At 37.0% G+C, this 12,478-nt stretch carries 12 protein-coding genes and 1 pseudogene (1 of these 13 only partly in view); 5 read left to right on the top strand and 8 right to left on the bottom strand.

The features are described 5' to 3' along the window. Together EW028_RS25940 and EW028_RS22085 are read left to right on the top strand one after the other, a co-directional pair. Window positions 1–267, top strand: a pseudogene (locus EW028_RS25940) (amino acid degradation protein); the annotation flags it as partial. A gap of 101 nt (window positions 268–368) precedes the next feature. After that, on the top strand, window positions 369–1,865 hold the full coding sequence (locus tag EW028_RS22085; protein WP_131522424.1) for an alanine/glycine:cation symporter family protein: 1,497 nt from the start codon (window positions 369–371) through the stop codon (window positions 1,863–1,865). 96 nt (window positions 1,866–1,961) lie between these two features. Here the strand turns inward: EW028_RS22085 and EW028_RS22080 are convergent, their stop codons facing one another. From EW028_RS22080 to EW028_RS22055, 7 genes are all read right to left on the bottom strand, one after another. After that, on the bottom strand, window positions 1,962–2,906 hold the full coding sequence (locus tag EW028_RS22080; protein WP_227745002.1) for a methyl-accepting chemotaxis protein: 945 nt from the start codon (window positions 2,904–2,906) through the stop codon (window positions 1,962–1,964). Between the two features lie 148 nt (window positions 2,907–3,054). Further along, window positions 3,055–4,239: an NAD(P)/FAD-dependent oxidoreductase gene (locus EW028_RS22075; protein ID WP_131522422.1), complete on the bottom strand. Its 1,185-nt coding sequence runs from the start codon at window positions 4,237–4,239 to the stop codon at window positions 3,055–3,057. A gap of 45 nt (window positions 4,240–4,284) precedes the next feature. Next, window positions 4,285–4,713, bottom strand: a complete 429-nt coding sequence (locus tag EW028_RS22070) for a helical membrane plugin domain-containing protein (RefSeq protein WP_004227758.1) — start codon at window positions 4,711–4,713, stop codon at window positions 4,285–4,287. An 83-nt stretch (window positions 4,714–4,796) separates the two neighbouring features. Next, window positions 4,797–4,940 carry a hypothetical protein gene (locus EW028_RS25405; protein ID WP_175400799.1) on the bottom strand — a complete coding sequence of 48 codons (144 nt, stop codon included), beginning with the start codon at window positions 4,938–4,940 and terminating at the stop codon, window positions 4,797–4,799. A 94-nt stretch (window positions 4,941–5,034) separates the two neighbouring features. After that, entirely contained in the window at window positions 5,035–5,190 is a 156-nt protein-coding gene (locus tag EW028_RS26110; RefSeq protein ID WP_227745003.1) for a helix-turn-helix domain-containing protein, read from the bottom strand. A 55-nt stretch (window positions 5,191–5,245) separates the two neighbouring features. Beyond that, complete coding sequence (locus EW028_RS22060) at window positions 5,246–5,542, bottom strand: AraC family ligand binding domain-containing protein (protein WP_131522421.1); 297 nt, start codon at window positions 5,540–5,542, stop codon at window positions 5,246–5,248. A 184-nt stretch (window positions 5,543–5,726) separates the two neighbouring features. Beyond that, window positions 5,727–6,347 carry a TetR/AcrR family transcriptional regulator gene (locus EW028_RS22055; RefSeq protein ID WP_131522420.1) on the bottom strand — a complete coding sequence of 207 codons (621 nt, stop codon included), beginning with the start codon at window positions 6,345–6,347 and terminating at the stop codon, window positions 5,727–5,729. Window positions 6,348–6,471: 124 nt separating this feature from the next. Here EW028_RS22055 and EW028_RS22050 point away from each other — a divergent pair, with 124 nt between their 5' ends. The 3 genes from EW028_RS22050 (at window position 6,472) to EW028_RS22040 (ending at window position 10,849) form a co-directional block, all read left to right on the top strand. Further along, the gene (locus EW028_RS22050) at window positions 6,472–8,658 is read left to right on the top strand and encodes an MMPL family transporter (RefSeq protein WP_131522419.1); all 2,187 of its coding nucleotides are present in this window, start codon (window positions 6,472–6,474) and stop codon (window positions 8,656–8,658) included. Window positions 8,659–8,799: 141 nt separating this feature from the next. Next, entirely contained in the window at window positions 8,800–9,660 is an 861-nt protein-coding gene (locus EW028_RS22045; protein ID WP_131522418.1) for a PucR family transcriptional regulator, read from the top strand. 106 nt (window positions 9,661–9,766) lie between these two features. Beyond that, window positions 9,767–10,849 carry an ABC transporter ATP-binding protein gene (locus tag EW028_RS22040; protein ID WP_131522417.1) on the top strand — a complete coding sequence of 361 codons (1,083 nt, stop codon included), beginning with the start codon at window positions 9,767–9,769 and terminating at the stop codon, window positions 10,847–10,849. A 181-nt stretch (window positions 10,850–11,030) separates the two neighbouring features. Here EW028_RS22040 and EW028_RS22030 read toward each other — a convergent pair whose 3' ends face one another. Next, window positions 11,031–12,478: the final stretch of an S-layer homology domain-containing protein gene (locus EW028_RS22030; RefSeq protein ID WP_483869244.1), read on the bottom strand. It continues 2,953 nt past the right edge of the window; only the last 1,448 of its 4,401 coding nucleotides appear in the window; its start codon lies off the right edge, out of view; its stop codon occupies window positions 11,031–11,033.

Genomic DNA, 12,478 nt, shown 5'->3' with positions numbered 1-12,478 from the left:
ATCCACTACTTTAACGGAATTTGTGATTTAAGCTATGTCAACTATTCAGATGCATCCAATGAGTGGCTAGCATTTGAGCGGAACACACCTGTATGGGGCGATACGTACCATATTCCATTCAAAGAGATGGCAGCATTACAAGGTCCTGTCTTAAATGTCGGGCCATTTGGTAAGGATGCCCATCAAAAAACAGAACGTTTGCATGTGGATAGTGCGTTTAAAGAGATGCCTATTATGATTGATACATTGATTAAAAGTTTATTTTAAGTAAAAAGAAACTTCATTCAAAGTAGCTTTCATATCCTTTCATTTGAATTGTTACCTAATAATCTAAGATGACACAGTACAAAATAGAAAGAGGTTGTTATATGGATTTTGCCGCTTTAACAGGTAAAATAGCAGGGATTATCTGGAGTAATGCATTAGTTTATCTTTGCTTAGGAGCTGGCGTTTACTTTTCGCTTATTATGAAGTTTCCACAGTTGCGTCTCTTCAAAGATATGATTAAACAATTATTTAATAGAAAAACTTCGGCAAATGGCGTTTCATCTTTTCAAAGCTTTGCAATGGCATTGGGTGGACGTGTCGGTATTGGGAATATCGCTGGTGTAGCTACTGCAATTTATTTTGGAGGACCAGGTGCTATCTTTTGGATGTGGGTCATTGCCTTTTTAGGAGCTGGTGCTGCCTATATTGAGTCCTCGTTAGCCCAGGTTTGGAAACAAGAAATCGCAGGAGAGTATCGTGGAGGGCCAGCATACTATATTGAGAAAGGGTTAAAAAATAAGCCTTTTGCTATATTATTTGCTATCGCTACAATTATAGCAACTGGTTTCACTGGCTCAGGTGTTCAAGCCTTTAATATTGCTGATTCTACAAAAAATGCCTTCGGGATTTCACCAATAATTACAGGTATTATTGTTTCAGCAATATTTGGATTTGCTATTTTTGGCGGTATTAAAAGGGTTGGAAAAGTTGCAGAATATGCAGTACCATTTATGGCAACTGCTTACATACTTCTTGCATTCATTATTTTATTGATCAATATAAAAGAAGTACCTGCAATATTTGCTTTAATTTTCAGCTCTGCCTTTAATTTAAATGCTGCATTCGGTGCTGTTTTTGGAAATGCAATTATGTGGGGAGTAAAAAGAGGGGCTTATTCAAATGAAGCAGGTCAAGGTACCGGAGCACAGGCAGCTGGTACCGCAGAAGTATCTCATCCTGCTAAACAAGGGCTTGTCCAAGCATTCTCGGTATATGTAGATACACTACTTGTTTGTACAGCTACAGCCATTATGATCATCTCCACAGGCAGTTACAATATTGCCCATCCTAATGGGGGATTTTTGGTTGAGAATCTACCAGGAGTTGAAGCAGGTACTGCATTCGCACAAGAAGCAATTAACTCATTCATTCCTGGTTTAGGAAGTCCTTTTGTTGCTATCGCAGTATTTTTCTTTGCAATAACTACTATGCTTGCTTTTGGGGTATACACGGAAAGTAATGTTGCTTACTTATTTAGAAACAATAAAAACTTTGCTACTATTGCTATTGTCGTAAAAGTACTACTAGTGATTTCTATCTTTTTTGGAACGATTCGTTCCTCATCAACTGCTTGGAATCTTGCTGATATCGGTGTAGGTACACTTGCATGGTTAAACCTAATTGCTATTATCTTATTAACAAAGCCAGGTATAGCTACATTAAGAGATTATGAAGAGCAAAAGAAGTTGGGGCTTGACCCAGTCTTTATTCCCGAAAGATGTGGAATTAAAGATGCTGAATTGTGGAATGAAATAACTGAAAAAAACTATCCAGATCAATTAGCCGCATTAAAAGAAAAGGTTGGCGACTTGAAATAATTAAATGAACCCTGTAGTAGTCACTAAGAAGTTGAAAAGTTGCTGCTATGCAGGGTTCTTGCTTTTTAAATTTCCATAGAATTTAAGGTAGATTATCTACCTTTCAGTTGGGAAATGCTTTACTTGATCAACTGCCTCTAATAATTTTCTTGTTACAATTTCTGATTCATCAATATGGCTTGTTAGAACGCGATTTGTTTCATCAAATAAGGCTGTCGTTCTATTAAATTTATGCATAACATCTTCGTTTGATAGTTTTTGATCTTTAATTGATGCTAATAGCTCATTTATTCCTGTTTGAACATTTGTCATAATGTGCAGCAATTGATCAATTTTTACTGATGTTTTAGCACTTTTATCAATGCCTTCCGTTACTAGCTGCATGTTATTTTTATTATCCTCATAAGCAAGTCCAATTTGTTCTTCTATTTTCTTGGTTAAATTAGCAATATCTTCTGTGCTTGTTTTCGTATTTTCAGCTAATTTGCGAACTTCCTCGGCAACAACCGAAAATCCTTTACCATGCTCTCCTGCTCTTGCTGCCTCAATAGACGCATTCAAAGCTAGTAAATTGGTTTGATTTGATATTTCACCAATAACATTTACAATTTCTGCTATTTGCTTTGAGCGCTCACTTAAATTACTCATGCTTAAAGACGTTTTTTGAGACTGCTCCCCCAACGCATCAATTAAATGCTCTACTTCCTGAACAGCCTGCTTACTTTCAACCGATAATGTCATCATTTGATTCGAGGAAGAGATTAATAAATTGCCTTTATCTAGGGCATTTTCAGAAATTTTATTGGATTGAATTGTGCTATCCTCAACTTTATTAAACTCTCCTACAATATCAGCGACCATTTCTCCTAAAATAGTATGCTGGTCATTTACCTTGTTATGTTGTTCAATAGTTTCAATGATTTCCTTATGTAACTCATTTAAAAAAATTTGAAATTCATGATCTTTCTTATCCAGCTTTGCATTCAGTTCATCAATTTTAGCCTTAAATTGCTCTAAATCTACTTTTTTTGATTGAAACATTGTTAACACAGCCATCACCTCAGAAAATAGAATATTAAATATGTATTTATTTTACTGGATTTAAAGTAATTAATATACATCTTTAGAAAAAAACAAACACTCCCTACTAACAACGACATAGCGTGATAGTAGGGAGTGTTTTGTTTTTTTAATAGGCTAAACCAAATAAAGCTTTAATATGTGTTAAGTAACGAATATTAGAAGCTTCTTTCATTAATGTTGCAGGAAGGCCTTTAAGCTCTGTGTTGCTCGCACCAATTGTAGCAACAGCATCTTTACGACCTAAGCTTGCAAGTGTGCCAGAGTTTACAGCTGAGAATGCTTTCATATCTTGGTTTTTGTATTGTGCAAATACATTATAACCAGCACATTCACCCATTTGCCATGCAACTTGTGCTGTTGGAGCGTATAGTGGACGACCTCCATCAGCTGGTAGTGCAACAGATGCATCACCAATAACAAAAACATCTTCGTGAGATGTAGATTGTAAGAATTCATTAATCGTTGCTTTTCCACGATCAGCAGCTAGACCTGATTCGCCTACGATTGGAAGTGGAGCTACCCCACCCGTCCAAACAAGTGTATTTGCAACAATTGGTTCACGGTCTTTTAAAGAAATAACGTTGCCGTCAACACCTGTTACTGGTGTACCTGTAATAAATTCTACGCCACGTTTAGTTAAGCTTTCAGTAGCGCGTTGGATAAGTGTATCTGGAAGAACTGGCAAGATTTTTGGACCAGCTTCAACAAGTTTAATTTTAAGATCAGCAAAATTAACACCATGTTTTGCAGCAATTTTCGGGAAGTTGTCCACGATTTCACCAACAAGCTCAACACCTGTTAAACCGCCACCACCAATAACGATTGTTGCATCTGCTTCATTTTTAGATTGTGCATATGCTTTAATGCGATCTTCAATATGTTTGTTGATTTTATTGGCATCATTTACCGATTTAAGAACCATAGAGTTTTCTTCTAATCCTGGGATACCAAAGAATCCAGTTTGGCTACCTAAAGATACTACAAGTGTGTCGTACGTTAATGTATAACCATTATCTAGATCAACTTTTTTAGTATCTACATTGAATTTGGATACTTTCGCAATGTGCAGGTCAATATCTAAACCTTTAAAGATTTTTTTAAGTGGTAATGCAACAGCACCTTCTGCAATTGTACCACCAGCTAAACGGTGAAGCTCAGTGATAATTTGGTGTGTTGGGAATTGGTTTACTACAGTAATTTTAGCTTCATCAGCTGATAGATACTTACGTGCTGTTAATGCAGTTAAAACGCCAGCGTAACCTGCACCTAAGATGACGATTTCTTTTGACATGATTAATTAATCCTCCGTCCTTACGAATTGAATTTACCTTGAGTCTTATTTGGCTTTGCGTTCTGAGCTTACTTGTAAGAAAGCATTAACAAAACGGAAAACATTTTGAACTTGAGGGTCTTTTAACATTTTCACAAGACCGAATAAACCAATTACTTCATGGCTTTCAGATGCACGGTCTTTCGCTTCAATTGCAGTTGCTGCAAGGTTTTTCGCAGAGCCAACTACAGGACCAGCGATTTCTGTTACTGCTCCAACAGTATCGTTTTTAAGCACTTCGTCTGTTGCAACAGCTTGAGCAAACTCATATGATTTCGTTAATAATGTCATCATTTCAGTTAACTTCGGTAATTGCTCAACTAAAGTTGTAAGTGATTCTTGAACTTCAGGCTTTAATAATTGATCTAGTACATCTAATTGCTCTTTACTCACAGTTACTTGTTCAGCCTGTGTTTGGTTATTCGTTTCTGACATTTTGAACTCTCCTTTGCCATCACTAGTACTATTTTTTATTACTTACATGTAAAAAAGACCATTAAGGTAAAACTTAACAGTCGTTACAGCGTATATCTTACACAATCACCAGTCACAAGGGCTGGATAGCGATTCGTATGACTTGTTATTACAATGTTTACTTTAAATCGCAAAAAGCGCATCATAATACCATCCTTATCTTGTCTTGGTGACATTACAACCTTCATTATAAGACTGTTTGTACATTATTTCAATGAGCTATATCACAATTTCGACAATCTTTTCAAAATTCATTGATTTCATCAACTATTAACTGTCTTGCTATAATAAATTTTCCAACGCATCATAATTTTTAATGATCATTCTTTTTCCTATCATCTCTATATCCCTTTCTCTTTGGAAAGCAGATAAACGACGGCTTTCGGTTTCTCTAGTAGTATTCAATAGGGACGCTAAATCTTTTTTGTTAGTGTCAATAGAAATGTGTCACTCTTGGCTAACAAAGCAGATTTTAGAATACAGGAGCTTTTCTTTATTTTAATTTAATGACAATAACACGAACGTTTGTAATTGCTTCTAAGCTGTGCTTTTCAGATGGTTTTAAAGTTAAAATTGTATCTTGTGTTAAAATTTCCTCCACCCCTTCAACAAGAAAGCGAACTTCACCAAATTGAACAATAATTAGCACTTCATTGTCCGCATGATGCTCAGGAATTTTTTCACCTGCACGCAGTTGAATGTTTAAAATATCTGCACCAGCGATACTCCCTAATTTACCAATATGTTTTGTCTTTTCTTCTAGCATTGCTTGGATTGGTATAATTGTCATTGTCATTCCTCCATTACACTGTTGTCCATAGTTTTAGGTTTCCTTTTGATTTACGATGTTCCACTACTTTCTAGGCCACACCCCCACTATAATGAAGAATCGCTCTGATTGTCTGTGACTTGCATCACTAAAAAAGAAGTATCCCAAATGAATGAGATAACTCCTTTTATAAACCTATTTTGTGTTAACGTTTTTCAACAGAAAGCCAGAAGAAATTTGTTACTTCCTTTGCCGTTACATCTACTGAGCCTAGCAAAGTTTTACCATCGCCATCTTTAAAATACCCTACAGTCATTAATGCCATAAAGTTATGAGCGAAAAACTTTGCATTTCCTTTTCGAATTGTGCCCTTTTCCATCTCTTCCTGCATAGCATGCTCTATTGTTTGATACATACCATTTTCAGATGCTTGAACTTGTCTCAGCTGCGATTCGGATAGATTGATGGTAGCCTCTTTCATAAAATTTTTCATATCAATATCGATAGTGGCTGATAAATGAACCTCAACGAGCTGTTCAAGTCGTTCTTTAAATGGTTTTGGCTGCTCTAAAATTTGTAGAATAGATAGTTTGATACGATCCATCATAGCGATTAAAGCAGATGTATATAAATCCCCTTTAGTTGGGTAGTAGTAATAGACAGTCGCCTTTGTTACGTTACAAGCCTTTGCTACATCCTCCATTGAAATATTTTTGTAGCCCTCTTTAATAAAAAGTCCTGTGGCTGTTTCAAGGACAATATCTTTTGTAGGTTTCGCATTTTCATCATGGCGAGGTCTCCCGAGAACACGCGGTGATTGTTTCAACAAGTTCGCCTCCTTAATTAAGCACTCTTTTTACGCATATTATAACATATTAATATTTATGGATTGATTAATTAACCTTCTAGTATATATAATTAAATCACTTACATGAAATGGGGGTCTTTTGATGAAAAAACATCCACTTGAGCAATGGGGCTCAATGGTTGCAAGTAAAAAGGGAAGATTATTAGCACTAGCTTTTTGGGTGCTACTAGTAGTTGTATTCTCATTTGCTTGGCCACAAATCAATAGTATAGAAAGTGAGTCAGGCAAAAATTTACCTGATACGGAAATGTCTGAGCAAGCTGCGTCCATCATTGCAGAGCAATTTCCTAATGATGCTGGCACACCTCTATTGTTGGTGTGGCATCGCGAAAATGGCTTAACACCTGATGATTTTTCGGCTATACAAGGTGTATACAACGAGCTGCAAGCAAAGCCCTTAGCCCATCAAACAATGGTTCCACCATTTAATCAAATGCCGCCTCAGGCTTTAATGGCTTCCGCTTCCGAAAATGGTACAACAATTGTTACACCTGTGTTTTTTGAAAAAGGTGTCGCAACAGATATGCTACAGGATAGTTTAGATAAGCTGACAAAAATTATGGAAGGCTATCAAGTCCAATTAGATGATAAATTATCAAGCGATGCACTCCATGTGCGCTATTCTGGACCAGTGGGTATTGCCACTGATGCTGTCAGTTTATTTTCACAAGCAGATGTGAAGCTATTGATCGCAACTGTATTACTCGTTTTAGTATTACTTATTATTATTTATCGTTCTCCATTGCTAGCTATTATTCCTTTAATTGTTGTAGGGCTTGCCTATGGTGTAATTAGCCCGACACTTGGTTTTTTTGCTGAACAGGGATGGATAGATAAAGATTCACAGGCAGTTTCCATTATGACTGTTTTACTTTTTGGTGCAGGTACTGACTATTGTTTATTTTTAATTTCAAAATATAGAGAAATACTCTTTGATGTTGAGGATAAGACGGTCGCAATGAAGCTAGCTGTTAAAGAATCGGGTGGTGCTATTTTAATGAGTGCCCTAACAGTGGTTATAGGTTTAGCGACCCTTAGTCTTGCCCATTATGGCGCATTTCAACGCTTTGCCGTACCATTTAGTTTTGGTGTGCTTGTCATGGGGATCGCAGCACTTGTTGTCCTACCTGCAATTCTTGTCCTAATTGGGCGAGTAGCGTTCTTCCCCTTCACTCCTCGAACGGAGGAAATGGCCAATAAAAAGGGCAAGAAACAGCATAAGCCTTCACATAAGATCAGTCATAAAATTGGTCATTTTGTTACCCATAAACCTTGGGTCGTTATCGCTGTAACTGTAATCTTACTTGGAGGGTTAGCCGCATTTGTTCCACGAATTCAATATACATTTGATTTGCTTTCATCCTTCCCAAAAGATATGCCGTCTAGAGAAGGATTTACATTAATAGAAGAGAATTTTTCGCCTGGAGAGTTAGCACCTGTTCAATTAGTAATAGATACAGAAGGTACTGATATTAATATCCAGCAACAACTTGAAGCTATCTCTTATATTGATAGTGTGGCAGATGTACAAATTGGCGAAAAAAATAAGAACATACACTTGTATGAACTCAATTTCAATGCCAACCCATATGCACAGGAGTCATTAGCTCATATTCCTGAACTACAAAAAGAGGTTATTAAAATACTAGAGGCACAAGGTCTCAACAACGCTGAGAAGCATGTTTGGCTTGGTGGAGAAACAGCTAGTCAATATGATACACAACAAATAACCAAGCGAGATGAAACAGTAATCATGCCAACCATGATTGCCTTAATCGCGTTATTATTATTTGTCTATTTACGTTCTATTACAGCAACGGTTTATCTATTAGCGACTGTTATTATTTCCTATTTTGGGGCATTAGGTGCTGGATGGTTAATCTTACATCATATCATGGGGGCCGAAGCAATTTCTGGAGCAATTCCATTGTATGCTTTCGTGTTCTTAGTAGCTCTCGGAGAGGATTATAATATCTTTATGATCTCAGAAATTTGGAAAAAGCGTAAAACCACTGACCATTTAACAGCTGTAGAAGAAGGTGTTGTCCGAACAGGAAGCGTTATTACATCTGCTGGACTCATCCTAGCAGGTACATTTGCGGTGCTGGCAACATTACCGATTCAAGTGCTTGTTCAATTTGGTGTTGTGACAGCCATTGGTGTATTGCTCGATACATTTATTGTAAGACCATTACTTGTACCAGCCATCACAACAGTACTAGGTAAATATGCTTTTTGGCCAGGTAAGTTATTTAAAAAAGATGCCTAAATAGATAACACGGACATTAGCTAGGTGTGATTGTCATACATGCTCATGTCCGTGTTTTTTCTATTAATACTATAAGCATTTCATCATATAATTATAGTAAATTAACCTTATGACATTCTATTTAAATAAGGAGTGGCATGCATGGATCTACAAAAATTACAGCAACGTTTCCCATTATTAAGCCCCTTCTCAGGTAAAACTGATGAAAATTATGTATTTAATTTCGACAATCAGCTTTACGAAATTCCCATACACACAATGACACAAAATGAATATGAGCTATTGCGAATATTCTCAGGCCCCACTGTCTTATACGATAACTATGATATGATTTGGCTTGATTATTTTACAGATAAAACAGATATTGCTCCAACTAATCTTCCTATGCATCGTTTGTTATTTCTTCATTTTGATAAAGACTTTACCACATCTACATTATTGCGTTCAGTCTTTGAAGCTTTACTTGGGAAGGATATTATACTGCTATCGCTTCAACCACAATTATTTGTCATAATCGAATGTATCGACTGCAATGAGCTTTTAGATTTGGCTCATTATGTTAATCCCCTAATGGCAGACTTAGAGACTCATTTTAAGATTTTTGTTTCTGATATTATACACAACATCACCACGACAAAGGAACGATTTAGCTGGTATGTTCACCTTCTACCATCCATTTGGACTTATACACCAAAGCATGTACTCACACAGCAAGAGCTTTTAGTACCATATGTAACGCAGCATCTAGCCTATCAAGAGAAAGAGATTTTTATCTCCTCTATCCTAAAAAGAGCCACTTCTCAGCCAGAATTACTCCATACAATCAAGAAATTGATTGAATGTGATGGAAACATTACATTAGCATCTAAAAAGATGTATATGCACCGTAATACCTTACAAAATCGCTTAGAAAAATTTCAACAAATGACGCAAAAGGATATTCGGCAATTTTCCCATCGACTAGAAGTTTATCTCGCAATTATTTTCTTAGAATCACTTTAAGACCAACTGCACAAATTATGCCTTCAACACTGTGCAAGCTTTCCATATCACTCTATTCTAAAGTCATTTACAATGAAAATATGACTTGTAAAGGGGTGCAGTATGTATGGCGGAATTACGGTTAGAGCATATCTATAAGATTTACGATAAAAATATCCAGGCCGTAACTGATTTTAATTTGCATATCCATGATAAAGAATTCATTGTGTTTGTAGGCCCTTCTGGCTGTGGTAAGACCACAACTTTACGTATGATTGCTGGCTTAGAGGATATATCAAAGGGAGAACTATACATTGACGATGTTTTCATGAATGATGTGGAATCAAAAGATCGTAGCATTGCAATGGTATTTCAAAGCTATGCTTTATATCCACATATGACAGTCTATGATAATATGGCATTTAGCTTAAAGCTACGAAAGGTCGATAAAAAGGAAATAGATCGTCGTGTTAAAGAAGCTGCTAAGATTTTAGGATTAGAGGATTATTTAAAAAGAAAACCAAAGGCTCTATCTGGTGGACAACGTCAGCGTGTAGCACTGGGAAGAGCAATTGTCAGAGATGCTAAGGTATTTTTAATGGATGAGCCTCTTTCTAATTTGGATGCCAAATTACGTGTACAAATGCGAGCAGAAATCCAGAAGCTCCATCAACGAATTCAAACGACAACGATCTATGTTACACATGACCAAACAGAGGCTATGACGATGGCTACCCGTCTGGTCGTGATGAAGGATGGCCTTATACAACAAATTGGGACACCTAAAGAAGTATATAATACACCACTTAACATGTTTGTAGCAGGCTTTATTGGCTCACCATCCATGAACCTTTTCCACTGTCGTCTAACAGATACCGAGATTCTTTTAGGCGAGCAAAGCTTCCCTATCCCATCCATGCATTTACCATTGTTAAAGGAAAAAAATTATTTAGGGAAAGAGATTATTATGGGTATACGACCTGAGGATTTACAAATGACTGATGTTATTTCCCCTTACACTTTCACTGCAACAATTGATGTTGCAGAATTACTAGGAGCAGAAACTTATCTCTATTGTTCTTTAGTAAATCAGAATTTTATAGCTCGAGTACAGGCTGATAACAATTTTTATCCATCCGACAAGGTTTTCCTATTTATGAAGGAAGAAAAGATCCATTTCTTTGATCCTCAAACAGAGGAACGTCTTTGAAGCATGCATGCTTCGAATCCACGAGTTCGAGAAGAGAAAGCCAGCTGTATATCTCATTGATAGCAATCAAATTTATATTCAAACTTACACCTGGTACATTTAAATAAGAAATTAATTGATTTCTTCAAACGAATTAAAAGCACGCTAGGCATTATCACCTAACGTGCTTATTCTATTAATCTTATTTTGCTGCGGCTTGAATCTCAAAGTAAGCCCAATGCTCTTTAGGTATATCCTTGAAGATTTGTTCTGTGTCCTCAGTTGGTATTGGACGATTAAAGATTCGATTCAGTACCTTTACTGCCTGTGCACGTGTTAGTTTCTCTTCAGGTCTAAATTCACCATTGCCTGAGCCAACCATTATACCTATCGCACTTATGCGACTGATTTCTTTTGCTGCCCAATGCGAGAACGCCACATCACGATATGTTTCTCCACTTGCGGTTATTTCGCAATACGGGGTATCTGTAGACCCTTCTACACATTGCTTATCAATCCATCTCCCAGCAATAACCGCCATTTCGGCTCTAGTAATCATTTCATTCGGCCCGAATGAACGATCATGACGTCCTTGCATAATTCCTTCTGTACGAATATATTCAATATCGTTTTTTGCCCATGAAGTAGCTGTATCTGCATAAAATAGGTTAGACGCTTCAGGTACATGATTGCCACTTAGGTTTCTTGCCAACATTGCTGCCATTTGGGCACGAGTGACATTTGTATTCGGACGGAAAGTGCCATCTGTATAGCCATGAATATAGGAAGCAAATGTGCTGTCTACCTCTATTGATTCTTTCTCTGGTTGCACTTCTTCCTGCGGTTGTTCTACATAAAGGAGAGAAAATGTAGAAAAGTGCTCTACATCAAAGACTATACCTGTTTGCCCTCTCGTAAATTCTGCAAAACGCCCACGTATTATTTCAGCTGTTCCATTACTATGTTCTACATAGACCATCATATTTTCTCGTTGAGCTGATGTGAGATTCGCTGGTAATGGTAGTAGCAATGTTACTTGACGGTTTTGTAGATTTGTGTCGATAGATATTGGCTGACCAACGAGTTTTACATTAGCGCCATTACCCTGTTGTAAAACTAGTTCAGCTTGTTTAGCCCGATCCTCGATAGCTTTTTGCCGCAATGCATCCCTAATCGGTACAATTCGGAAGAAAATATCTTCATTGAAATCATTCATTGAAGTAAAAGGAACATCTATTTTGACCATTCCCATAGCTATACTAAAATGTGATTTGCCCTCTATTAGTCGTTTAGCAGCATCTCTATCAAGTATCACCTTTGTTTCACTTGCTGGTGGTTCCATATTAGGGATCACAAGTCGAGATCTTTTATCTTCCTTATTCCCTATGATCCGAAGAAATTCGTTTGCATTTGCAACTGTAAAGTTTACTGTATCTTGAAAGCTACCGTTACTCAATACACGTGTTAACACGGTTTGGAGGAGCACATCATCTGGCATACTTTGATCTACAACATTTATTTTTAACTGATTACTTGGTGCAACAGGATCAGGTGTTGGTGTAGGACTAGGCGTTGATGATCCTCCATCTCCTGGTACATTGTTTTTAGACCACAAAGCATACAAGATCAAATTCCCTTTCCCCATTTGGA

This window comes from Lysinibacillus sp. OL1, from assembly GCF_004332175.1.
Taxonomy (GTDB): Bacteria; Bacillota; Bacilli; order Bacillales_A; family Planococcaceae; genus Lysinibacillus; species Lysinibacillus capsici.
This window is presented reverse-complemented; position numbering and strand designations above follow the sequence as displayed.

Excerpts from the sequence above, each read along its gene's own strand:
- EW028_RS22040 (WP_131522417.1), top strand. The coding sequence starts at position 9,767 with ATGGCGGAATTACGGTTAGAGCATATCTATAAGATTTACGATAAAAAT.
- EW028_RS22050 (WP_131522419.1), top strand. The coding sequence starts at position 6,472 with ATGAAAAAACATCCACTTGAGCAATGGGGCTCAATGGTTGCAAGTAAA.
- EW028_RS22045 (WP_131522418.1), top strand. The coding sequence starts at position 8,800 with ATGGATCTACAAAAATTACAGCAACGTTTCCCATTATTAAGCCCCTTC.
- EW028_RS22075 (WP_131522422.1), bottom strand. The coding sequence starts at position 4,239 with ATGTCAAAAGAAATCGTCATCTTAGGTGCAGGTTACGCTGGCGTTTTA.
- EW028_RS22070 (WP_004227758.1), bottom strand. The coding sequence starts at position 4,713 with ATGTCAGAAACGAATAACCAAACACAGGCTGAACAAGTAACTGTGAGT.
- EW028_RS22060 (WP_131522421.1), bottom strand. The coding sequence starts at position 5,542 with ATGACAATTATACCAATCCAAGCAATGCTAGAAGAAAAGACAAAACAT.
- EW028_RS25405 (WP_175400799.1), bottom strand. The coding sequence starts at position 4,940 with ATGAAGGTTGTAATGTCACCAAGACAAGATAAGGATGGTATTATGATG.
- EW028_RS22080 (WP_227745002.1), bottom strand. The coding sequence starts at position 2,906 with ATGTTTCAATCAAAAAAAGTAGATTTAGAGCAATTTAAGGCTAAAATT.
- EW028_RS22085 (WP_131522424.1), top strand. The coding sequence starts at position 369 with ATGGATTTTGCCGCTTTAACAGGTAAAATAGCAGGGATTATCTGGAGT.